We start from the raw sequence: 22,817 nt of genomic DNA on the forward strand, positions 1-22,817 counted from the left end.
CCGCATTCGTGGTGGTCAACCATGTGTTGACCTGACCAGCATGTGAGACACCCAGAGGCGCACCACCGATGACCAGCACCGCAACCCTGCCCGCCGAGGCCACCGCACCCCCCGGGCGCGGCCGCGACCCCCACGCACGCCGCTTCGGCCTCCCCGTGGCGACCTGCCTGGTCATGGGCAACATCATCGGCGGCGGGATCTTTCTCCTCCCCGCCTCGGTCGCCCCCTTCGGCACCATCAGCCTCGTCGCCTTCGCCGTCCTCACCGCCGGCGCGATCGCCCTCGCCCTGGTCTTCGGCCGGCTCGCCGAACGTCACCCGCGGACCGGCGGCCCCTACGTCTACGCCCGCGCCGCCTTCGGAGACTTCGCCGGCTTCCTCGCCGCCTGGAGCTACTGGATCACCGCCTGGGTCTCGAACGCCGCCCTGGCCGTGGCGGCCGTCGGCTACCTCACGGTGCTGTTCCCCGCCGTGGGCGAGCACAAGTGGTCCATGTGCCTGGCCGCCCTCGCCGTCCAGTGGCTCCCCGCCGTCGCCAACCTGGCGGGCACCCGCTACGTCGGCGCGGTCCAAGTCGTCGCCACCGTGCTGAAGTTCGCCCCGCTGCTCCTGGTCGCCGTGGGCGGGCTGTTCTTCTTCGACCCCGCCAACCTCGGCCCCTTCCGGGCCACCGACCAGAGCGCGGCCGGCGCCGTCTCCGCCTCCGCGGCGATCCTGCTCTTCAGCTACCTCGGCGTCGAGTCCGCCACCGTCAGCGCGGGCGAGGTCCGCGACCCGGCCCGCAACGTCGGCCGGGCCACCGTCCTCGGCACGGTCGGCGCCGCCACCGTGTACCTGCTCGGTACCGTCGCCGTCTTCGGCCTGGTCGCCCACGACCGGCTGGTCGCCTCCACCGCCCCCTTCACCGACGCCGTCAACGCCATGTTTTCCGCAGACGGAGGGGCCGGCGGCACCTGGGGCGGCACCGTGGTCGCCTGCGCCGCCGTGATCTCGATGCTCGGCGCCCTCAACGGCTGGACCCTGCTCAGCGCGCAGACCCCGTACGCCGCCGCCAAGGACGGGCTCTTCCCGAAGGCCTTCGAGACGAAGAAGCGCGGCGTCCCCGTCGTCGGCGTGATCGTCACCGTCGCCCTCGCCTCCGCCCTCACCGTCTACAACTACACGGCCGGCAGCCAAGGCGTCTTCGAGAGCCTCGTGCTGATCACCACCTTCACGGCGACGGTGCCCTACCTGCTGGCCACCGCCGCGCAGATCCACTTCCTGCTCTCCGGGCAGCGCGAGCGGGTCCACCCCGGCCGGCTGGCCCGCGACGGAGTCCTCGCCGCCCTCGCCTTCGGCTTCTCGATGTGGCTGGTCGCCGGCTCCGGCTACGCGGCCGTCTACCAGGGCGTGCTCTTCCTCTTCGCGGGTGTCCTCGTCCACGCGGCCATGTCCGCCCGGAAGCACCGCGCCGCCGCGTCCCCCGCGGAGTAGCGTGGAAGAAGGGGCCGGCCAGGGGGCGCCAAGGAACCATCATGTCCGCGATGAGGAAGAGCATCGACATCGACCGCAGGCCCGAGGACGTCTACGCGTACCTGACGGACCCCACGCACCTGCCGGAGTGGCAGGACAGCGCCGTATCCGCCGTCCCGATCGGCGATCTCCCCGTGCACGTCGGTTCGAGGATCCTCGTCACCCGGCAGATCGGCCGCCGGCGGGTTCCCACGACCATGGAGTTCGTGGAACTCGACCCGCCGCGGAGCTGGCACGTGCACGGGATCGACGGACCGGTACGACCCGACGTGCGCGGCACCGTGGAACCCCTCGACGGCGGCGCCCGCTCCCGGCTCACCCTGGACGTCGACTTCGAGGGCCACGGCGTGGGCCGGGCCCTCGTCCCCCTCGTGGTCCGGCCCATGGTCCGCAAGGAGATGCCCCGGGGCGAGGAGAAGCTCAAGCACCTCCTCGAGACCTGATCCCGAGGAGGCCTCGGCGGCCGGGCGCGAAAACCGGATGCCCCGGGCCGTGCGGTGCGGCGACACTGGCCGCACCACACACCCGCCACACCCCCGAGGACATCCACGCCCGTGCAGGCTGCCGTCACCGTCACCCCCGCCCAGATCCCCGAACTGCTGCTCGGTCTCGCCACCGTCCGGCCCGTGTTCCTCTGGGGGGCTCCCGGCATCGGAAAGTCCTCGCTCGTCAGGAAGTTCGCCGACTCGCTCGGGCTGGAGTGCGTCAGCCTGCTCGGCACCCAGCTCGCCCCCGAGGACCTGATCGGTGTCCCGCAGATCCGTGACGGCCGGTCCGTGTTCTGCCCGCCGGAGGCCATCGCCCGCGACGAGCCGTACTGCCTCTTCCTCGACGAGCTCAACGCCGCGAGCCCGGACGTCCAGAAGGCCTTCTACTCGCTGATCCTCGACCGCCGGATCGGCTCCTACGAACTCCCGGCCGGCTCCATCGTCATCGGCGCGGGCAATCGGGCCACCGACAACGCGCTGGCCCGGCCGATCGCCTCCGCGCTGGTGAACCGCCTCACCCACGTCCACCTCCAGGCGTCCGCCCAGGACTGGCTGGTCTGGGCGGGCGAGCACGGCATCCACCCCTGGATCACCGATCACCTCACCGACCGCCCCGACCACCTCTGGTCGCAGCCGCCCAAGACCGAGGAGCCCTTCTCCACCCCGCGCTCCTGGCACATGCTCTCGGACGCCCTGCACTCCTTCGGGCCGGACCTGGACGAGCAGACCCTCAAGGTGATCGCGCACGGCACCCTCACCCCCGCGCACGCCGTCTCCTTCTGCGGCTACGCCAAGATCGTCCGCCACACCTTCGGCATCGAGGCGATCATCAAGGGCGACGCCTCCTGGCCCGCCCGGCTCGGCGACCGCGACCTGCTCTACTACCTCGCCGAGGCCTTCCGGGGCCGCCTGGTCAAGGAACTCCCGGCCCGCAAGGAACACGTCTCGCCCGCCGTCCGGCAGACCGCCTACCGGGCCAAGTCCCTGCTCGTCCAGCTCGCCGAGATCTCCGTCGAGGTCGCCCAGACCGTCATCGCCGACGACGCCGACGGGCTGCCGGTGCTGCCCGCCTGGTTCCTCATCGAGGCCGCCCGCGACATGCCCCGCCTGGTCGAGGCGCGCCGGTGACGCGCCGGTCCGGGCGCCCGGGCAAGCAGGCCCAGCAGGACGAGCAGGACCCGGCCACCCTCGCCTACGAAGCCGGCCGGGCCGCGATCCGCGCGAACCCGGCCCTGCACGCCGTCTCCGCCACCCACTGCCGTGACGCCCGCTGCGCCGCCTGCAACGCGGCCGGGACGGCCGTGGTCACGTCCAACGGCGTGATCCACGCCCACCCCACCCGCCGGGCCGACCACGCCGAGTGGGCCTGGGCGCTGGCCCACTGCCTGCTCCACCTCGGTTTCGGTCACGTACCGGCCGCCAAGGAGCCGGTCCGGCGCCGGCCCGACCCCGTCGAGCTGGCCGCCCGCTGCGTCGTCGTCAACCGCTTCCTGCAGACCTTCCCCGTCGGCCGCGCCCCCGACCACCTGCCCCAGCAGTACCCGGGCGGCGACGAGGAACAGCTCGCCCGCGCCTGGCGCCGGGGCGGCGTCCCGGCCGCCTACCAGGACTGCGGTACGGGCCCGGCCGGCGCCCCCGACCAGCTGCTGGAGGTGTGGACCCACTGGCAGGCCGTCCCGGACTGGCAGACCGGCTTCGCCCACGCCCTCACCCGGTCCGTGTCCGTCACCATGGAGCGCGCCGCCGGCCGCGAGGACCGCGAACCGCAGCCGTGGGAGCGGGCCCTGAACTGGTTCGTCTCCGCGTACCCGCTGCTCGGCGGCCTCGCCAGCGGTCTGAAGATCGTCGCCGACGTCGAGCTGGCCCGCGCCCAGGGCATCGACATCGCCGCCGTCAGCGCCACCGCCGGGGAGATCTACGTCAACCCGCTGCGCACCTTCGAGGACGAGGAATGGCGGTTCATCCTGGCCCACGAGATGCTGCACGCGGCCCTGCGTCACGGCGAGCGCCGCGGCGCCCGGGACCCGTACCTGCACAACGTGGCCGCCGACTACGTGGTCAACGGCTGGCTCGTCGAGATGGGCGTCGGCGCGATGCCGTCCGGGCTGCTGCACGACCCGGAGCTGAAGGACCTCTCCGTCGAGGAGGTCTACGACCGGATCACCACCGACGTGCGCCGGATGCGCCGCCTCGCCACCCTGCGCGGCAAGGGCCGCGGGGACATCCTGGGCGAGCCGCTGCCCCACCCGGGCAGCGCACCGTACACCGACCTGGACGAGTTCTACCGGCGCGGCCTGGTCCAAGGCTTCGACCTGCACACCTACGGGGAGCGAGGCCTGCTGCCCGCCGGACTGATCCAGGAGATCCGGGCCCTGGCCCACCCGCCCGTGCCCTGGGACGCCCGGCTCGCCCGCTGGTTCGACGCGTACGTGCCGCGCCCGGAACCGGTACGGAGCTTCGCGCGCCCGGCGCGGCGCCAGGCGTCCACCCCGGACATCCCGCGCGCGGGCCGCCACTTCCCGCCCGAGGAGATCGCCCGCTGCACCTTCGGCGTGGTGCTCGACACCTCGGGTTCGATGAACGCCGCCCTGCTCGGCAAGGCGCTGGGCGCGATCGCCTCGTACGCGGAGGCCCGCGACGTACCGGCGGCGCGCGTCGTCTTCTGCGACGCGGCGCCCTACGACGCGGGCTACCTGCCCCCGACCGAGATCGCGGGCCGGGTACGGGTCCGCGGCCGCGGGGGCACCGAGCTGCAGCCGGGCGTCGACCTGCTCCAGCGGGCGGAGGACTTCCCGCCCGGGGCCCCGGTCCTGGTGATCACGGACGGCTGGTGCGACACCCTACGGATCCGGCGCGAGCACGCCTACCTGATCCCGCAGGGCGCCTCCCTGCCGTTCACCCCGAAGGGCCCCGTCTTCCGCCTGACCTGATCGCACGGCGCGACGCAGAACGCCCCCGACCCGCGGATGCGCAGGTCAGGGGCGTTCTGGAGGAGATCGACTCAGTCGAGGTAGTCGCGCAGCACCTGCGAACGCGACGGGTGGCGCAGCTTCGACATGGTCTTGGACTCGATCTGGCGGATGCGCTCACGGGTGACCCCGTACACGCGGCCGATCTCGTCCAGGGTCTTCGGCTGGCCGTCGTTGAGGCCGTAACGCATGGACACCACGCCCGCCTCGCGCTCCGAGAGCGTGCCCAGGATGGACTGGAGCTGCTCCTGGAGGAAGGTGAAGGAGACCGCGTCCGCCGGGACGACCGCCTCGGAGTCCTCGATGAGGTCACCGAACTCGCTGTCGCCCTCCTCACCCAGGGGGGTGTGCAGGGAGATCGGCTCGCGGCCGTACTTCTGGACCTCGATGACCTTCTCGGGGGTCATGTCGAGTTCCTTGCCCAGCTCCTCCGGGGTGGGCTCGCGGCCCAGGTCCTGGAGCATCTGGCGCTGCACACGGGCGAGCTTGTTGATGATCTCGACCATGTGCACGGGGATGCGGATGGTGCGCGACTGGTCGGCCATGGCACGCGTGATCGCCTGCCGGATCCACCAGGTCGCATACGTGGAGAACTTGAAGCCCTTGGTGTAGTCGAACTTCTCCACGGCGCGGATCAGGCCGACGTTGCCCTCCTGGATCAGGTCCAGGAAGAGCATGCCGCGGCCGGTGTAGCGCTTGGCGAGGGAGACCACGAGGCGGAGGTTGGCCTCCAGCAGGTGGTTCTTCGCGCGGCGGCCGTCCTCGACCAGGATCTCCAGCTCGCGCTTGAAGGCGGGCTTGTGGTCCTCCTCCTCTTCGAGCTTGTACTCGGAGAAGAGACCGGCCTCGATGCGCTTGGCGAGCTCCACCTCCTGCTCGGCGTTGAGGAGCGGCACCTTGCCGATGAGCTTGAGGTAGTCCTTGACGGGGTCGGCGGTGGCACCGGCCACCATGACCGTCTGCGCCGGAGCGTCGTCCTCGTCGTCGTCGGACAGGACGAAGCCCTGGGTGCCGCCCGTCTTGGGCGCCTCCTCCTCGGCCTCGTCGGCGAGGTCCTCGGCAGCCCAGTCCTCACCCTCGACGACGGGGGTCTCGCCCTCGTCGGCGTCCTTGGCGCTGGTCTTCTTCGCCGCGGTCTTCTTCACGGCGGTCTTCTTGGTGGCGGTCTTCTTGACCGTGCGCTTCTTCGGCTCGGCGGCGGCCTCGGCCGACGTCTCGTCCTCGATGGCGGCGGCCGACGAAGCGGATATCGCCGTGGCGGTGGTGGCGGCCGTGGCCGCGGCGGTGGCCGCGGTCTTACGGGCGCCGATGGGGCGCGGCGCGGCGGTGGCCTTCTTGGCCACGGTGCGGGCCGGGGCGGCGGCAGCCTTGCGGGGCTTCTTCGCGGCAGCCTTGGTGGCGGGGGCCGCGCTGACGTGGAGGGCGACACCCTCCTCGTCCAGGACCTGGTTCAGGCTGCGCAGGACCCGCTTCCACTGGTCCACCGGGATGCGGCCGGCCTCGAAGGCCTGGCGCACGTCGTCACCGTTGATGTGACCCTGCTCGCGGCCGCGCTCGACGAGCGCGACGAGGGCCTCGGATTCGGCGATCTCCGGAGGGAACGTACGGGACGGGCTGAGCGACACAAGGAGCCTCTCGTTGCGAACAGATAAATGGTGGGCGGGACATCATCGCGCGAACTCGGGAAACAGACCCGAGGGGGGTCTGTATTCCGGGCCGCGCGAGGACACCTGTCGGTTCATCGCATGCCCGAGTCGATTCGTTACGCGCTGAATTGAGTGACCTGCGCCACGCTGTGGCCACGCAACCCGGAACCGCGTAGATCCGTCCGCCCTTCAGATCAGCCCGTTTTGCGGGCTTCGATGAGGAAGCGGGCGGTGTGAGCGACGAACGGACCTTCCTTCTCGATCTGTTCGTGGAGCTCACGCAACCGGTCCCGGTACCGCCCGACCGTGAAGCCGGGCACCATCCAGATCACCTTCCGTAGAAAGTAGATCACGGCTCCGATGTCGTGGAACTCCGTGCGCAGACGTTCGGAGCGCAGATCGAGGACTTCGAGGCCGGCGGCGGTGGCGTCGGCGACCGCGTCGTCGGGGTGCCTGCCGCGCCGGACCTCCTCCGGCTGCGGGCCGAGGAAGTACTCGACGAGCTCGAAGACGCTCGCCGGACCGACCTGCTGCGAGAGGTAGCTGCCGCCCGGTGCCAGCACCCGCGCGATCTCGTCCCACCAGATCGACACCGGGTGCCGGCTGGTCACCAGCTCGAAGGCCGCGTCGCCGAAGGGCAGCGGCGGCTCGTCGGCGTCGGCGACCACCACGGCGCCCAGCGGGTGCAGCAGCCGCGTCGCCCTCTCGATGTTGGGCGGCCAGGATTCGGTGGCGACCGTCAGCGGCGGCAGCGGAGCGCATCCGGCCAGCACCTCGCCGCCACCGGTCTGGATGTCCAGCGCGGACCGCACCTGGGCCAGCCGCTCGCTCATCAGCCGCTGGTAGCCCCAGGAGGGGCGCTGCTCGGTGGCCCGGCCGTCGAGCCAGGAGAAGTCCCAGCCGTCCACGGAGACGGACTCGGCCTCGGCGACAAGATGGTCGAAAGTACGCGTCATGCATTGATCGTCCCAGGTCGGACGCCCGACAACCACCGGATATGTCGACTACAGTGGTCGGCGGGCCGTGACTGGCGTTCGGGTGGATCACCACCGGGGAGCGGCCCGGCGTACCTGTGGACCTCCGGTACGTCGACTGCCGCGCGCCTGGGCGAACCGCGATCCGCAGCGACGTTCAGGAGACCCCGTGACGACTGCCCAGACTGCCCCCGCCACTGACTCCGGCTCCGCCCGGCTGATGGACGGCACGGCCCTCGCCCGCCGCATCTCGGAGCAGACCGCCGCCTACGCGGCGAAGATCACCGAGCGCACCGGCACCGCGCCCTGCCTCGCGACCGTGCTGGTCGGCGAGGACCCGGCCTCCGTGACCTACGTCCGCATGAAGCAGAACCGCTGTGCCAAGGCGGGGATCACCTCCCGCCACGTCGAGCTGCCGGCCGGGACCACCACCGAGGAGCTGGTGGCCACCCTCACCGCGCTCTCCGAGGACCCGCAGATCAGCGGCATCCTGCTGCAGCACCCCGTCCCGCACCACATCGACGAGCGCGCCGCCTTCGAGGCCATCGCCCCCGGCAAGGACGTCGACGGGGTCACCATGCACTCCTTCGCCGCCATGGGCTTCGGCCTGCCGGGCTTCGTCTCCTGCACCCCCGGCGGCATCATGCGGCTGCTCGCCGCCTACGACGTGGACCTGACCGGCAAGCACGCCGTCGTCGTCGGCCGCAGCGCGATCCTGGGCAAGCCTGCCGGGATGCTGCTGCTGGAGCAGAACGCCACCGTCACCTACTGCCACTCGCGCACCCAGGACCTGCCCTCGATCGTGCGCCAGGCGGACGTGCTGGTCGCCGCCGTCGGCAAGGCCGAGTTCATCCGGGGCGAGGACATCAAGCCGGGCGCGGTGGTCCTGGACGCCGGCTACAACGAGGGCAACGTCGGCGACGTGCACTTCGAGTCGGCCGCCGCCCGCGCCTCGCTGATCACCCCGGTGCCGGGCGGTGTCGGCCCGATGACCATCGCCGTGCTGCTGGAGCAGACCGTGCAGGCGGCCGCCGCGCAGGCCGGACTGGACCTCGCGGAGCTCTGACCGCACCGCGCGCCGACCCCGCGTGGGGACGCTCGCGCCGACGCACGCCCCGGACCCTCGTTCCGGGGCGTCGTGCTGTCGCGGGAACCCGGCCGGAGGGCCGTGGCTCGTTCCCCTCAGGCGCCGACCGGGTCGGGGGTCACGTCCGGCGGGCCGGCCGTGGCCGCATCACGGGCCGCGGCGACGATGTCGGAGGTACGGAACGCGTGGGCCAGCGCGGTCAGGGGCAGCCGGCCCAGGCGGTACGGCTGCGGGATCGCCGCCGGCCCCGGCCCGGGTCCGCCGGCGGCGGCGGCCTTGAGCCGGCACGCGGCCGCCAGGACGGCAGCGTCCGCGACCGTGGCGGCCCGCGCCTCGCTCATGCCGCGGTCCCGGGCCGCCTCGTACGCGGCGCCGCGCACCCGGGGGTCGAACCAGCCGGCCAGCGCCAGGATGCCGTCGTCGATGACCGACTCGCGGTGGATGAGCCGGATCCCCACCGGGGACCACCAGGTCAGCGGAACGGTCCGTCCCTGGGTCGCCGCGAATCCGCGCAACGCCTTCCACAGCGGGCGCAGCCGCCGGTACTGGCCGAGGGCCACCCAGGTCGCCGACCCGCCGACCAGCGGCACGAGGAATCCGGCGCCGAGCAGCAGCCCGGCGGCCCCGGCCAGGGGCGGCGCCACGTCCGTGGACAGGAACACCAGGTCGTGGCCGGTCCAGCGGGCCACGACCGAGGCCCACTTGGCGGCCAGGTAGGCCAGGTCCATCAGCCCGGCGACGACGATCAGGGCCAGTCCCGTGCGCAGCGGGCGCAGTGCGCGGTCCGCACGCGTCAGCCACTTGCCGCACAGCCAGGTCAGCCCCGAGGTGCCCATGGTGTGCGCCAGGAGGAAGCAGACGATCATCTCGCGGATCCAGGGCGTCGTCGCGTAGTACGTGTCCAGGTCCTCGAGCCGTTCCACCGGTGCGTCGCCGATGACGAACAGGACGACGATGGCCACGGTCGCCGCGCCGAACAGGGCCGTGGTCAGCCGGGTGGCCCGGCGTACGGCCGCGGGCGGCCCGCCGCGCCACTGCAGGACCAGGACGACGCACAGCCCGGAGAACACGGTGCACAGGCCGAACACCAGCGGCGCCGAGAAGTTGACCACGCCGGTGAGGCGGTTGACCGCGGCGATGGTCGACGGCGTCGCGAGGAAGTTGATGGGTGCCCCGACGGCGAGGAGCGCGCACGCCGTCCGGTTCAACGGCCGGTCCCGGTCCCGGCGCAGCTTCGGTACCTTGATCAGCAGCGCCAGGATCATCAGGGAAGCGGGCAGGAGCGGCAGGATCCCGCCGCTCATCGGGCCTGTCCGACGGCGTCGGCGGGGCCGACCGGGTCCTCCGTCGGGCCGGGCGCCCGGTCGAGTCCGGCGACGGCCCGTTCCGCGGCGGTGAGCGGCGGCGCCTTCAGCGCTCCCCGGTCCGAAGCCCGCGCGACGTGCCAGACCAGCGACGGCCGGAGCCAGTGGGTGGGCGCGATGCTCATCGTGAGGACCTTGAACAGGGCGGCGGTGAGCGCCTCGTCGGTGGTGGCCCCCGTCATCAGCCGGTTGACGTACCCGTTGAGCAGACCGGTGCCGGCGCGCGGCTTCATCCCGGTGGCCCCCGGATACAGGATGTCCTGCGACGTGGCGAGCTCCCAGGCGGTGCCGACCTGGGGCGCGATGACCCGTTGTGCCTCGCGCCCGATCCCGGGATGCTCCAGGCCCTTCGCCCGCAGCAGGGTGCGTACGGCCAGGAGGCCCTGCGCAGCGACGGTCATGCCCTGGCCGTAGAGCGGGTTGAAGGTGGCGACGGAGTCGCCGACGGCGAAGAAGCCGTCGGGCAGCTCGGCCTTCTCGAAGTAGATCCGGCGGTTGGCGGTGCCCTGGGTGACGGCGACGTCCGTCAGGGGTCTGCGGCCCTCCAGGAGCTCACCGACGATCGGGTGCCGGACCGACTTGGCGAACGGGATGAAGGCGTCGGGGTCGCCGGTCGGCTGGCCGCCGCGGGTCCCGGAGAGGGTGACCTGCCACCGGCCGTTCTCGATCGGGACGATCGTGGCCGTCCGCCCGGGCACGCGGACCCGGGGGTCGGACTGGACGTTGACGATGGGGAAGCCCATCGCGTGGGCCCCGGCCGGGGCTTCGAAGATCCTCGTCGCGTAGACGAGCCCCGAGTCGACCTCGGCCTGTCGGATGCCCGTGACGCCGAGCGCCTGGAGCCAGGTCCGGGCGCGCGAGCCCCGACCGCTCGCGTCGACCACGAGGTCGGCGCTCAGCGGCCTGCCCGTTTCCTCGGGGGTGTCGACCAGGACGCCGGTGACCCGGGACGCCGTGCCCTCCAGGGCGCGCACCCGGCTCCGCCGGAGCGTGGAGACCCCCGGCAGACCGGTCACCCGGGCACGGACCACCGAGTCGAGGAGGTCGCGGCTGCAGGAGATGTTGAACTGCTTCTCCGCGCAGCGCGGGATCCAGCCCTGGGCCGTCATGGTGACCAGATCGGTGGGCAGGCTACGGCGGAGGGCACCCGCCTTCGTCCAGTCGTCGGTGATGCCCGGCAGGATCCGCTCGATGGCCCGCGCACCGCCCGACCACAGCAGGTGGGTGTGCCGGCCTTGCGGGAGTCCACGACGCGGGGCGGGAGCCTCGGGCAGCGGGTCTGCTTCGATGACGGTGACCGTCGCGTGCTCGGCGAGGACGGCGGCCGCGAGGAGGCCGGCCAGACTGCCGCCTATGACGATCGCGTGGCGGGGCGGGGTGCACTGGTTCATCGTGGCGTGCTCTCTGTCAGGGCCGTGCCGAGGGCATCGGCGTGAAGGATGCGGCGACCGGCCGGTGCGGGTCACGGCGTGGCACGGGGCTTCCCCAACCGAGTGAGGACTTGATGCGCTCGATGGCTTCGGGGAGCTGCTGCTCCCGGGGTGACGGCAGGTAGGAGCGCAGGGCGTTGCCGAGGTGCAGGCCGAAGGTCTCGGCCCGGATCTCCGTCGGATCCCCCTGGTCGGCGCGGGCGGCGACCTGTCGGACCACCGCCTCCAGTCCGGGTCCGGAGGACAGCAGTTCGGCGAGGCGGCCGGGGTGTCCCGCCAGCCGGGCGGCCGCCAGCATGCCCGGACCGACGCTTTCGCCGGTCCCCTCGTCCAGATGCCACAGCTCGTGGCACGCGATGACGAGTTGGTGCTCGGGCCGGGTGTGCTGCTCGACGACGATCAGGTCGACGTCGTCCAGCTCCAGCCACAGCCCGCTCGCGGTGTCGGGCGGGAAGGAGGTGAAATGGACATCGACCTTCCGCTCTCCGCCGCGCCGGAGGGCGTAGGCGGTGCACAGCGCCCCGATGATCTCCCCGGCTTCGGCCGGTGGCGTCAGGTGTGCGCCCTCCAACAGTTCGGAGGCCAGCTTGCGCATGGCCCGTGTGGTCCTCATGGTGCTTCTCCCTCGGCGGCGACGCCCTCGATCGGCGACCCGCCCCTCGTGCCCGGGGCTCCGAGCTGTCCCTCGCGCGCGAGGAGGTCGTCCAAGTGGTCGGCCAGCGACTTCCAGCCCCGGGGCGACAGCCGCCCGGCCCGGGTGACGATGCTGCGTACGTCGTGTGCGCGCAGCACCGCCAGCATCGGGTTCTCCCGGTCCCGTACCGCCGACTCCAACTCGCCCTCGACCAGGGCGAGGGCACCGGCGAGCGCCTCGGAGTCCTCGGCCAGCAGGAATCCGCCCTCGACACCGTAGAAACGCTGGATCCCGGCGGCCGCGGCCAGGTTCGGCAGGCCCTCACCCCGGGCCAGGCGGGTCAGCGACTGTCCCGACGCGTCGAAGGACTTGGCGACGGCCGCCAACGAGTGGGGCTGGCCGTCCTCCCGTACCCGGGTGCGGCGCAGGTGCTCGAACCGCAGGTGCACCTGCTCCTTGAGCGGAAGCCGGGGCGGCCGCCCGTCCAGGGTCAGCCGGATGGCCTGCGGGGTCATGCCGGTGAGGTACGACAGGTGCTCCAGGTCGTCCCGGCCGTCCGGGACGGTGGTGGAGGACAGGGCGAGGGCCCGTTCCACCGCGCTCTTGCTGTCGGCCAGCAGGAAGCCGGCGTGAACGCCGAAGAACCGCTGTACACCGGCCGCGTGACCCATCCGAGGCAGCCCGGTACCGGCGTTGAGCGGCCCGAGGGAGGCGCCGGGGGCGTCGAAGTCGTCGGCGATGGCGGCCAGTGGCCACTCCCGGCCGTGCTTGTCGCGTCGGGTCGCGCGCAGCCGCAGGAAGCGTTCGTGCACCCGCCGCTCCAGCGGCGCCTCCACGGCGGTACCCGCCACCACCTGCGGAATGCGCCCGGGTGCGACCCCCGACAGATGACTCAGTCGCTCCACCGCGAGCACCTCGGCCGGATCCTGCCCGTGCTCCTGCGCCAGCGCCCGGGTACGACGCCAGATCGCGGCGAGATCGGGTCGGGCGGCGGCTCGCACCGGCGGATTCTCCATATGTCGACAAGGCGTTCGAGTGATTCTGACGCGGTGAAGCCTAGCCCCCCACCCCTGGCCGAACCAGGGGAACCCCAACGTTTCCTGCCGTGCGGCTCAAAAAGGGTTGGCATCCTCCCGGCGCCGATACGGCACGACAAGCTCCGCCCGCACAACAGGTGTTGGACGGGGAAACGGAGTGGGAACCGGTACGGCGCGGCCGCTACGATCGGCCCATGACCTCACCTCGGGCGGATGCCGCGTAGACCCCCGCGCGCACTGCGGGCCACCGCGCCCCACAGGCGGAACGACCACGGGAGGAGCGAGCTGCTCATCGGTGCGTGCCCCGGGCCGCCGGTGTGTACCGCCGTCCACACCTACCTCTTCGTCGACGGCCTCGACGTGGTGGCGCGCAGCGACAACCGGATGGCCGGCCTCGCCCCCTCGCGCCTGCTCCGCCCGGGCGGTCCGCTCCACCCGACGGACGCGCCGCGCCTGGCGGAGGTGGCGGCCGAGGCAGGTCCCGACCCGGGCCCGGACCGACTGACCGTCCGGGTCCGCCTCCTCGGCGAAACGGTCATCTGGTCCGATCTCATGTACGCGGGCCCCGACGGCACCACCGTCGAGGAGGTGCGCTTCCGCCTCGATCAGTACCTGGGCGAGATCGAGCGGGCTCACGCGGCGTTCCGCGACCACCCCTGACGGCCTGCGCCCTCCCCGGAGGAGCCGTCGGACGGGTTCCGCGCCGCGGCAGGGACGGGGGGCACCGGAGGCGCTCGTTACCTCGGAGGTAATCGACCCTCCCCGCGGCCCCCGGCACAGTGGACGCATCGGGTTCCGGGGCCGCGCACTCGGTCCCGGGATCCGTGTCCCACCTGGCCGTTCGATCTCGATGGAGGCTGATTTCCCATGTCCGCGACCCCGCTCGCCGGCTTCGCCCGCAACCGCGTCCCGCAGACCGCGCTGCGCCGCTTCCTCGCCCTCGACTCCGTCGTCACCACCGTCAACGGGCTCGCGTACGTCGCCTTCTCCGCCCCGCTCGGCCGGCTGCTCGGGGTCGGGCAGGGGCTGCTGTCGGCACTCGGGATCCTGCTCGTCGTCTACGGGGCCGGCGTCGGATGGCTCGCCTCGCGGCGACAGCCGCCCGTCCTCCCGGTGAAGCTCGTCATCGAGACGAACTACGCCTGGGCCGCCCTCAGCCTGGTCTCGCTCGCGCTCTGGTTCGAGCCCACCACCGCGGGCGTGCTGTGGATCCCGATGCAGGCCCTCACCGTGGCCGGCTTCGCCGTGATCCAGCAGCTCGCCCTGCGCGCGGGATCAACCTCCCAGTGAGCGGAGGTACTTCACCGTCGCCGGATCGGCCGGGAGCATCGTCTCGATGGCCAGCTCGGCGACGGTCACGTCCATCGGGGTGTTGAAGGTCGCGATGGACGACACGAAGGACAGCAGGTGCCCGTCGTGCTCGATGACGAGCGGCAGCGCGATGTACGCGGTCGGCTCCTGCGGGGCGCTGTCGCCCGCCCGGTCGGCGACCGGATAGGCCGACACCTCCTCGTACAGGGCGCGCAGCGGCTCCGAGCGGGCCAGCGCGATCTGCCGCTCCATCTGCGCCAGCAGGTGCCCGCGCCACTCCTTGAGGTTGTGGATCCGCGGGGCCAGGCCCTCGGGGTGCAAGGTGATCCGCATGGCGTTCAGCGGCGGGGTCAGCAGGTGCTCCGGCAGCCCGTCCAGCAGCATGACGATGCCCTGGTTGGCGGCGACGACGTCGTACACCGCGTCCACGACCAGCGCCGGATAGGGCTCGTACCCCGTCAGCAGGCGGGCGATGCCCTCGCGCAGCGTCTCCATCGCCGGGTCGTCCAGCGCGGTGTGCGCGTAACGAGGGGCGTAGCCGGCGGCCAGCAGGAGGGAGTTGCGATCCCGCATCGGTACGTCGAGATGATCGGCGAGCCGCAGCACCATCTCCTCGCTCGGCCGGGACCGACCCGTTTCGATGAAGCTGATGTGCCGGGACGAGGAATCGGCGCGGCCGGCCAGCTCCAGCTGGCTGAGGCCGCGCCGCTCCCGCCAGGCGCGCAGCAAGGTGCCCACACTCGTCGTCGGACCCGTCGTCGTCATGCGCACGACGGTAGCCGAGGAGGGGCCGGTGCCTCAGCCCAGGTCGAAGAGGTTCCGCAGGCCCAGCCGGTACCGCCACCGGTCGTGCCGTTTGACGGCCTCCAGCTCCGGCGCCCGGTACATCCGGTGGACCGTGCACCGCGCGGCAGTGGAACCGTCACGATCCAGCAGGGAGTTGACGGCCGCACGCGCCGAGGCGTTGGCCCCCTCCATCGTCGCCAGGTCGATGTCCACGGCCACGTAGTCCCCGCTGAGGAAGAAGTTCGGGACACGGGTGCCCGCGCTCGGCCGGTTGTACAGGGTGCCGACCGGGTGGATGAGCAGCTCGTCCTGGTTGGTGGGGTGTGGGGTGCCGAGCCCGTCCACACCCGGGTCCAGGAACCACGAGTGCAGCGTGCTGTCGGTCAGCAGGGTCTTCCCGGTGTCGTTGAGGGAGGCCTTCAGCTGCGCCCACACCTCCCGCGCCACCTCCTGACGGGTGCACTGCTTGGCCGTCTTGCCGTACAGGATCCCCGGCTTGTCCCATTCGGAGATGTCCACCGACAGGCAGTCGACCGCCGTGCCGTCGCCGTAGTCGGCCGGGAAGTCGCGGGCCGGCCAGTGCTCGGCCTGCTGGATCGCCGTCAACGACCAGGGGGAGTCGATGCAGTTGAGGTGGCCGTGCACCAGCTCGGCCCGTTCGGTCAGATAGAACTGGATGCCGGTCATCCAGTCCGTCTCCAGCCGGTCGCAGCGTCCCAGCATCGGATCGGCGGCCCGCAGCGCCGCGCTCCACGTGCGGCGGGCGTGCTCGACGGGCAGCGCGCTCACGTAGTGGTCGGCGGTGACGGTATGCCCGGCGCCGTCCGGTCCCTCGACGGCGACCCCGCTCACCCGGCCGTCCGCGTACCGCACCTCCCGGACGGTCCAGCCGATCCTGAACTCCACGCCGAGGGAGCGCAGATGGGCCTCCCAGGGGTCGATCCAGGCTTCGTTGGTCGGCAGGTTGAGGATCCGGTCGGGCGGGCCGTCGGCCCCGCGCCCCAGCAGGTTGAGGACGAAGCCCTCGCCGAGGGTGCCGACCGTGCGGGTGGAGGCCTCCTCGGCCTTGGTCGCCACGATGTTGCGGGTGATGCCGACGGCGAGGATGCGCCGGTACTCGTTCGACATCCGCTCCGCGCGCACGAAGTCCCACCACGGCGTCCGTTCCCAGACCTCCTCGCGCCGTTCGTCGCAGCTGGTGAGGAAGACCAGCACGCGGTCGACGAAGTACGCCGTCTCGTGCGGCGGGAGTCGGACCAGGGTCTGCAGGATGCCGGTGAGGGCGCGCCGGATCTCCTCGGGCGTCAGCTCGGCGGGGGAGTGCCCCGGCCAGGGGATGGGTCCGCGCAGGTCCTCGCGCCCGGCCGCCCGGGCGAACATCATCTCGCGCGGGGCGACGAGGTTGTCCCACACCCCGGCCGCGTTCCCGGGGAAGGGGATGCGGCGCAGGGTGTCGGGCAGGTTGTGGTAGATGCCGGGGATGAAGCGGAAGCCGTGCTCGGCGGGCAGCGGCCGGCGCCCGCCGCGGGCACTGCCGGGTACGTCCATGCTGCGCGCCTTGCCGCCGAGGGCCCGGCGCTCGTACACGGTCACGGCGTAGCCGCGCTCGGCGAGTTCGTGCGCCGCCGTCAGGCCCGCCACCCCGCCGCCGAGCACCGCGACACGCCGTCCGTCGGGAGCCGGTAGGGCCCCGGCCGCCGCCGCGGGCGCGGCTCCGACCCCGGTCAGGACCGCGCCGGCGGCGGCCGCCGCGCCCGCGCCCACGATGAACGTACGTCTGGAACTTCCTGTGCCCGCCATGGCGAATGCCCCCTCGTTACCGCTGGTAACAGTCCGTTCGGCGCAGGAGCATATGGGGGGTGCGGCGGACCTGGAAGGCGTAGAAGTACCCGAGCGCACTATGGCGCGAAAGGATTGTTCCACCGTGCACTGTGGGAACCTTGACTACACGTCACGGGGAAAAGGAGCCGGTGCATGCCGAGTGAGCCGCTGTCACAGAAGGAGATCGAGGACCGGTTGCGGGAGCTCCCCGGCTGGGCCTTCGAGGACGACCGGATCTTCCGCACCTACCGGCTGGGCGGCCACTTCGCCGCCAGCGCCCTCGTCGCCCATATCGCGAGCGTCCAGGAGGAGTTGAACCACCACTCCGACCTGACCCTGGGCTACAACACGGTCCGGCTCTCCGTGAACAGCCACGACGCCGGCGATGTGGTGACGGAGTCCGACTTCGCCCTCGCCGAACGCGTCGAAGCCCTGGCCCCGGCCCACGGCGCGAGCTGATGACCACGCACATACCGTCCGTGAGATCCCTGCTCGACTACGACGCCGAGGCCGAGGCCTACGACGCCACCCGCGGCGGGGTCCCGCGCGCCGAGGCGGCGGCCGCCGCCGTCCTCGGGCTGCTCCCCGCGGACGCGCACACCCTCCTCGACCTCGGCTGCGGCACCGGCATCGTCACCAGCCGGCTCAGACGCCCCGCCCTGCAGGTCCTGGGCGCCGACGCCTCGCCCGGCATGGCCGCGACGGCCGTGCGGCGCGGCGTCCCGGTGGTCCTCGCCGACGCGGCCCGGCTCCCGGTCCGATCGCGATCCCTGGACGCGGTGAGCGCGGTCTGGCTGCTGCACCTCCTGCGCGAGCCGGGCCTGGTCCCGGCGGTGATCGCCGAGGCCGCCCGGGTCCTGCGGCCCGGCGGGGTCCTCCTCGCCACCGTGGACAAGGACTCGGCGCACGACGTCGGCAGCGACATCGACACCGTCTTCGCCGCGCACCTGACCCCGACCCCCTCGGACGCCTCCGGGGAGGTCGAGGCCTACGCCGCCCGGGCGGGGCTCCTCGCGGTCGGCGAGGCCCGGTTCACCGGCCACGGCCAGGGCCGTACCCCGCGCGGTTCCGCCGAGGACCTGCTCGCGGGCCGGTACGCCTCCCGCATCGTCCCGCGCGGCATCACCGCGCGGGAACTGGCGGCCCGGCTGGAGCTGCTGCCGGACCAGGACGTCCCGCGCGCGGAGCCGACGTACCGCATACGGAGCTTCGTACGCGTCTGACCCGCGAGCGGGCCCGCCCGGAGCCGGACCGGGCTCCGGGCTCGGAGCCGACCCCGGGAGCCGACCCCGCGCCGGGCCGGAACCACGTCACACGTCGAACTCGGCCGGGTCCGGACCGATCCGGCGGCCCGCCGCGCCCGCGCCCAGGGCGTCCAGCACGGCCATGTCGGCGGCCGCCAGCTCGAAGCCGAACACGTCCAGGTTCTCCCGGATGCGCGCGGGGGTCACCGACTTCGGGATCACGACGTTCCCGTGCTGCAGGTGCCAGCGCAGCACCACCTGCGCGGCGCTCCGGCCGTACGCGGCGGCGATCGCGGTCACGGCCGGGAGCGTCAGCAGCTCCTTGCCCTGGCCCAGCGGGGACCAGGCCTCGGTGACGATCCCGCGCTCGGCGTGCACGGCGCGCAGCTCGGCCTGCGGGAAGAGCGGGTGCAGTTCGACCTGGTTCACGGCCGGGACCAGCTCGCTCTCGGCGGCGATGCGCGCCAGGTCGGCCGGGCGGAAGTTCGACACGCCGACCGCCTTGGCGCGCCCGCTCGCCGCGATCTCCTCGAAGGTCTTCCAGATGGCGACGAAGTCGTCCCGCATCGGACGCGGCCAGTGGATCAGGTACAGGTCGACGTGGTCGAGGCGCAGCTTGGCCAGGGAGTCGTCGAAGGCGCGCAGCACCTGGTCCCGGCCCCACGTCTGCTTCGGGCCGTTCCACAGCTTGGTGGTGACGAACAGATCCTCGCGCGCCAGCCCGGAAGCGGCCACGGCCTTGCCGGTACCCGCCTCGTTGCCGTAGATGGCCGCCGTGTCGATGCTGCGGTAACCGGCCTCCAGGGCGGTCCCGACCGCGCGCTCCGCGTCCGCGTCCGGCACCTGCCAGACGCCGTAGCCGAGCTGGGGCATGAGCGTGCCGTTGTTGAGCTTGATGGCGGGGACCTGGTTCACGTCTGGTCGTTCCCTCACGTCGGTGTGGTGGTGCGGCTGGATGGAGCGTCGTACGAGGGGCGACAACCAGCCACTCGTACGGCGTATTCCCGCCGTCCGCTTCGTGCGGGCGCGCCCTCAGGCCGTCCCGAGGTACGCCTCCCGGACCAGCGGGTTCGCCCGCACCTCGGCCGCGGTGCCCTCGGCCAGTACGGACCCGAGGTCCAGCACGACGACCCGCGCGCACAGCCCCATCACGAAGCCCACGTCGTGCTCGACCAGCAGCACCGCGCAGCCCTCCCGCTCCGCCAGCCGTCGTACGACCTCCGCGAGCCGTTCCCGCTCGGGCGCGGACATGCCCGACGCGGGCTCGTCCAGCAGCAGCACCCGCGGCGGGTCGGCCACCGCCCGGGCCAGCTCCACCATCCGGGCCTGTCCGACGGGCAGTCCGCCGGCGTACGAGGCTCCGAGCGACCCGATCCCGCAGTCGGCCAGCACCCGTTCGCCGCGGGCCCGGCGCTCGCGCTCCCGGGCCCGCCGGGTCGGCAGGGCGAGCAGATCGGCGGCCGGTCCGCCCCCGCCGCCCCGCCACTCCTGCGCCACCAGCACGTTGTCGGCCACGCTGAGCTGCCCGAACAACTGCTGCCGCTGGAAGGTCCGGCGTATCCCGTGCCGGGCCCGCCAGACCGGGGAGCGGCGGGTGACGTCCGCCCCGTCCAGCAACATCCGCCCCCGGTCGGGGCGGCGGATCCCGGACAGCACGTCGAACAGCGTGGTCTTCCCGGCGCCGTTCGGCCCGATCAGCCCGCACACCTCGCCCGCGCGGACCCCGAGATCCACCCCGGTCAGCGCCCGCACGCCGCCGAAGCGCACGCCGACCCCGCAGGCCTCCAGTACGTACCCGCCCTCGCTCATGTCGCCGTCCCCAGGTAGGCCTCGGTGAGTCGGTCGGCCTCCACTTCGGCCCGCGGGCCGCACCAGGACACCCGGCCCTGGGAGAGGTAGGCCACGGTGTCGGCGATCCCGAGGATCTCGGCCGCCCTCTCCTCCACCAGGAGCAGTGCCGTCCCGGCCTCCCGCAGCTCGGTGAGCAGCGCGTACACCTCCTCCACCACGCGCGGGGCGAGCCCGAGCGAGGGTTCGTCGGCGATCAGCACCGCCGGAGGCCGCTGGAGCAGCGGCGCCAGGGCCAGCATCTGCTGCTCCCCGCCCGAGAGCGCCCCGGCGGGGATCCGGCGCCGCTCGGCCAGCCGCGGGAAGCGCGCGTAGACGGCGGCCCGGGCTTCGGCGTCCTCCAGGTACAGGGCGAGGTTCTCCTCGATGGTGAGCGCGGGGAAGATCCCGCGCCCTTCGGGAGCGAGCAGCACCCCGGCCCGCGACCGGCGTACGGCCCCGTCCCGGGTCGCGTCCCGCCCGCCCACGTACACCGCCCCGGCCCCGACCGGCAGCAGCCCGGCGGCGACGCGGCAGGCGGTGCTCTTGCCGGCCCCGTTGGGCCCCAGCACGGCGAGGATCTCGCCCGAGCGGACGACGAGGTCCACCCCGTGCAGCACGAGCCCCCCGTCGTACCCGGCGGTCACCTCGCGCAACTCCAGGGCGACATCAGCCCCGCCAGGGGGCCCCTCCTTCAGGTAGCCGGGGGAGGTCGAGGCGCGGGGGCTCGGAGGCGCAGCCCCCGACGGGTCCGGGGCGGAGCGCCGGGAAGAGGCGGCGGCGCGCCGCCGTGCGAGCCGCACCGGAACCGCCGCGCAGTACCCGTCCGGGTCGTTGGCCAGGGCCAGCCCCGCCAGCCCGAACAGGATCACCGGCAGGTGCGCGGACCCGGTCACGTAGTCGGACAGCACCCGCGGAGCGACGGCGAACACCAGCCCCGCCACCACCGCGTACTGCGGCCTGCGCACCCCCGCCGCCACGACCACCGCCAGCCACACCAGCCCGGTCATCGCCGTGAAGTCCGTCGCCGTGATCCGGGTGTTGTACGAGGCGTACAGCACGCCCCCGAACCCGGCGAGCCCCGCCGACAGGGTGAACAGCAGCAGTTTCGTGCGGAGTACGGAGACCCCCGAGGCGACCGCTGCCGCCGGGGCCGACCGGACCGCCAGCATCGCCCGCCCCGACGGGGAGTCGCGCAGCGCGGTCAGCCCGGCCGCGACCAGCGCGACCAGAACCACCAGGGCCACCCCCAGCGCTCGGTCGTCGGAGAGGTCGACCGGACCGAACACCGGCCGCGGGATCGACCACCCGGCGTCGCCGTTGCGCAGCCACCGCAGCTGGAACAGCACCTGATCGGCGAGGAAGGCCAGCGCCAGCGTGGCCAGGGCCAAGGACCTGCCCCCCAGCCGCAGCGCCGGCAGTGCGACGAGCGCGCCCAGCAGGGCGGCCACGCACGTGCCCACCGCCAGCGCGGCCACGAAGGGCCAGCCCCGGCTCATGAGCAGTCCCGCCACGAGTGCCGCGCCGGTCACGAAGGTGCCCTGCGCCAGCGAGACCATCGCCCCGAGCCCGGTCACCACCGTGAAGGACATGAACACGAGCGCGACGGCCAGTCCCTGCGCCAACAGTCCGCTCCAGAAGGGCGTGGTCACGGTGTAGAACGCCACGCACAGCAGCGCCGCGCCCGCCGCCCACACCCCCCACCGGCGCGACCACGAGGCCCCGGCCAGATGGTCGACCGGCGGCGGGTCCACGGCCGCGACCCCTGCCGCGCGCGCCCGACGGGTCAGCACCAGCAGGCCGCCGAAGAGGATCAGGAAGGGCACGGCCGTACGGAAGCCGGTGACGGACTCGGCGAAGGACGCGTACCCGGCCACCAGGTTCTGCAGCACCCCGAGCCCGAGTCCGCCCGCGAAGGCGAGCGGCACGGACGCGAACCGTCCGATGACCGCCGCCGTGGCCGAGACGAAGAGGAACAGCGTGAAGTCGTGTGCCGACAGCCCCAGCAGCGGGGTCGCCAGCACACCCGCCAGCCCGGCGAGCCCCGACGCGATCATCCAGGCCACCGACGACAGCCGGTCGGCGCTGATGCCGCGCAGCTCGGTCAGCGAGCGGTTGTCGACCGCGGCCCGCAGCCGCAGCCCGAGCCGCGTGTGCCGCATCAGCACCCACAGGGCCACCGCCACCAGAGCCGTCACCACCCAGGTGATCAACTGGTCGGAGTCGATGCCGACGCCGTCCGCGAGCTGCCAGGACTTCGCCGGGCTGGGGCCCACTCCCGGCAGCCCGAACTGGTTCTCCGCCGGCTGCACCGGCGCGCCGGCGTCCGCCAGCAGCTCCACCACCCACAGCCCGGCGGCCGGCAGCGCCACCAGCAGCCCGATGGTGGCCACGATCTGCGCGGTCTCCCCGACCCGGGCGAGCCGCCGGAACATCAGCCGGTCCAGCCCCCAGCCGAGACCGGGGGCCAGGACGCACACCACCAGCAGGGCGGCCGGGACGGCGGGCCAGCCGAGGCCCGAGTGCAGCTCGTAGAAGGTGAGCGCGCACAGGTAGGCGGTGGCCCCGTGCGCGAAGTTGAACAGTCCGGACGCCGAGTACGACAGCACCAGCCCGGTGGCGAGCAGTGCGTACAGGGCGCCGGAGACCAGACCGCTCAGGACGAAGACGAGCAGATCCCCCATGCCG

Annotated in this window: 20 protein-coding genes and 1 riboswitch; of the genes, 9 read left to right on the forward strand and 11 right to left on the reverse strand. The window is 73.0% G+C overall.

All coding sequences use genetic code 11. From position 1 onward, the window contains the following. Window positions 1-68 precede the first annotated feature (68 nt). The 4 genes from ACGFYY_RS11970 (at window position 69) to ACGFYY_RS11985 (ending at window position 4,929) form a co-directional block, all read left to right on the forward strand. Window positions 69-1,472 carry an amino acid permease gene (locus ACGFYY_RS11970; protein WP_393708609.1) on the forward strand — a complete coding sequence of 468 codons (1,404 nt, stop codon included), beginning with the start codon at window positions 69-71 and terminating at the stop codon, window positions 1,470-1,472. Between the two features lie 41 nt (window positions 1,473-1,513). Beyond that, window positions 1,514-1,954, forward strand: a complete 441-nt coding sequence (locus tag ACGFYY_RS11975; RefSeq protein WP_393708611.1) for an SRPBCC family protein — start codon at window positions 1,514-1,516, stop codon at window positions 1,952-1,954. A gap of 111 nt (window positions 1,955-2,065) precedes the next feature. After that, window positions 2,066-3,127 (forward strand): MoxR family ATPase, encoded by a 1,062-nt coding sequence (locus tag ACGFYY_RS11980; protein WP_365276776.1) that lies wholly within the window; start codon window positions 2,066-2,068, stop codon window positions 3,125-3,127. Continuing rightward, complete coding sequence (locus ACGFYY_RS11985) at window positions 3,124-4,929, forward strand: hypothetical protein (protein ID WP_393708613.1); 1,806 nt, start codon at window positions 3,124-3,126, stop codon at window positions 4,927-4,929. Before ACGFYY_RS11980 ends, ACGFYY_RS11985 begins: the two co-directional genes overlap by 4 nt. Before the next feature lie 71 nt (window positions 4,930-5,000). Here ACGFYY_RS11985 and ACGFYY_RS11990 read toward each other — a convergent pair whose 3' ends face one another. After that, window positions 5,001-6,593, reverse strand: coding sequence for an RNA polymerase sigma factor (locus tag ACGFYY_RS11990; RefSeq protein WP_393708615.1), 1,593 nt, complete (start codon window positions 6,591-6,593; stop codon window positions 5,001-5,003). Window positions 6,594-6,808: 215 nt separating this feature from the next. Next, window positions 6,809-7,570, reverse strand: a complete 762-nt coding sequence (locus ACGFYY_RS11995) for a class I SAM-dependent methyltransferase (protein ID WP_365276767.1) — start codon at window positions 7,568-7,570, stop codon at window positions 6,809-6,811. 57 nt (window positions 7,571-7,627) lie between these two features. Further along, window positions 7,628-7,730, forward strand: a riboswitch (ZMP/ZTP riboswitch). A gap of 78 nt (window positions 7,731-7,808) precedes the next feature. Here ACGFYY_RS11995 and ACGFYY_RS12000 point away from each other — a divergent pair. Further along, a complete protein-coding gene (locus tag ACGFYY_RS12000; RefSeq protein WP_202203591.1) occupies window positions 7,809-8,654 on the forward strand; it encodes a bifunctional 5,10-methylenetetrahydrofolate dehydrogenase/5,10-methenyltetrahydrofolate cyclohydrolase in 846 nt (281 codons plus the stop codon). A gap of 116 nt (window positions 8,655-8,770) precedes the next feature. On the opposite strand, the gene ACGFYY_RS12005 is transcribed toward ACGFYY_RS12000, so the two are convergent. From ACGFYY_RS12005 to ACGFYY_RS12020, 4 genes are read right to left on the reverse strand one after another with little or no spacing between them, the layout of a single operon-like run. Then, window positions 8,771-9,979 (reverse strand): MAB_1171c family putative transporter, encoded by a 1,209-nt coding sequence (locus ACGFYY_RS12005; RefSeq protein WP_393708618.1) that lies wholly within the window; start codon window positions 9,977-9,979, stop codon window positions 8,771-8,773. Then, window positions 9,976-11,430, reverse strand: coding sequence for an NAD(P)/FAD-dependent oxidoreductase (locus ACGFYY_RS12010; protein WP_393708620.1), 1,455 nt, complete (start codon window positions 11,428-11,430; stop codon window positions 9,976-9,978). Before ACGFYY_RS12010 ends, ACGFYY_RS12005 begins: the two co-directional genes overlap by 4 nt. Window positions 11,431-11,446: 16 nt before the next feature. Beyond that, window positions 11,447-12,082, reverse strand: coding sequence for a toxin-antitoxin system, toxin component (locus tag ACGFYY_RS12015; protein ID WP_365276758.1), 636 nt, complete (start codon window positions 12,080-12,082; stop codon window positions 11,447-11,449). Continuing rightward, window positions 12,079-13,104, reverse strand: a complete 1,026-nt coding sequence (locus ACGFYY_RS12020; RefSeq protein ID WP_393708622.1) for a hypothetical protein — start codon at window positions 13,102-13,104, stop codon at window positions 12,079-12,081. The genes ACGFYY_RS12015 and ACGFYY_RS12020 overlap by 4 nt, the downstream gene beginning before the upstream one ends. 249 nt (window positions 13,105-13,353) lie before the next feature. Here ACGFYY_RS12020 and ACGFYY_RS12025 point away from each other — a divergent pair, with 249 nt between their 5' ends. Together ACGFYY_RS12025 and ACGFYY_RS12030 are read left to right on the forward strand one after the other, a co-directional pair. Further along, window positions 13,354-13,800 carry a hypothetical protein gene (locus ACGFYY_RS12025; protein ID WP_393708624.1) on the forward strand — a complete coding sequence of 149 codons (447 nt, stop codon included), beginning with the start codon at window positions 13,354-13,356 and terminating at the stop codon, window positions 13,798-13,800. Between the two features lie 207 nt (window positions 13,801-14,007). Beyond that, complete coding sequence (locus ACGFYY_RS12030) at window positions 14,008-14,430, forward strand: hypothetical protein (protein WP_393708626.1); 423 nt, start codon at window positions 14,008-14,010, stop codon at window positions 14,428-14,430. Here the strand turns inward: ACGFYY_RS12030 and ACGFYY_RS12035 are convergent. Beyond that, window positions 14,416-15,216, reverse strand: coding sequence for a helix-turn-helix domain-containing protein (locus tag ACGFYY_RS12035; RefSeq protein ID WP_393708630.1), 801 nt, complete (start codon window positions 15,214-15,216; stop codon window positions 14,416-14,418). The two genes, ACGFYY_RS12030 and ACGFYY_RS12035, sit on opposite strands and share 15 nt — an antisense overlap. Before the next feature lie 33 nt (window positions 15,217-15,249). Continuing rightward, window positions 15,250-17,037: an FAD-dependent oxidoreductase gene (locus tag ACGFYY_RS12040; RefSeq protein WP_393708632.1), complete on the reverse strand. Its 1,788-nt coding sequence runs from the start codon at window positions 17,035-17,037 to the stop codon at window positions 15,250-15,252. 174 nt (window positions 17,038-17,211) lie between these two features. On the opposite strand from ACGFYY_RS12040, the gene ACGFYY_RS12045 reads away from it, so the two are divergent. Further along, on the forward strand, window positions 17,212-17,517 hold the full coding sequence (locus ACGFYY_RS12045; RefSeq protein ID WP_033220077.1) for a 4a-hydroxytetrahydrobiopterin dehydratase: 306 nt from the start codon (window positions 17,212-17,214) through the stop codon (window positions 17,515-17,517). Beyond that, the gene (locus tag ACGFYY_RS12050) at window positions 17,517-18,281 is read left to right on the forward strand and encodes a class I SAM-dependent methyltransferase (RefSeq protein WP_393708635.1); all 765 of its coding nucleotides are present in this window, start codon (window positions 17,517-17,519) and stop codon (window positions 18,279-18,281) included. The genes ACGFYY_RS12045 and ACGFYY_RS12050 overlap by 1 nt, the downstream gene beginning before the upstream one ends. Window positions 18,282-18,368: 87 nt before the next feature. Here the strand turns inward: ACGFYY_RS12050 and ACGFYY_RS12055 are convergent, their stop codons facing one another. The 3 genes from ACGFYY_RS12055 to ACGFYY_RS12065 form a co-directional block, all read right to left on the reverse strand. Beyond that, a complete protein-coding gene (locus ACGFYY_RS12055) occupies window positions 18,369-19,217 on the reverse strand; it encodes an aldo/keto reductase (protein WP_393708637.1) in 849 nt (282 codons plus the stop codon). 117 nt (window positions 19,218-19,334) lie between these two features. After that, window positions 19,335-20,111 carry an ABC transporter ATP-binding protein gene (locus tag ACGFYY_RS12060; protein WP_393708639.1) on the reverse strand — a complete coding sequence of 259 codons (777 nt, stop codon included), beginning with the start codon at window positions 20,109-20,111 and terminating at the stop codon, window positions 19,335-19,337. Further along, window positions 20,108-22,813, reverse strand: a complete 2,706-nt coding sequence (locus tag ACGFYY_RS12065) for an ATP-binding cassette domain-containing protein (RefSeq protein ID WP_393708641.1) — start codon at window positions 22,811-22,813, stop codon at window positions 20,108-20,110. Before ACGFYY_RS12065 ends, ACGFYY_RS12060 begins: the two co-directional genes overlap by 4 nt. Window positions 22,814-22,817: the final 4 nt, after the last annotated feature.

The organism is Streptomyces sp. NPDC048331, assembly GCF_043201215.1.
GTDB lineage: Bacteria > Actinomycetota > Actinomycetes > Streptomycetales > Streptomycetaceae > Streptomyces.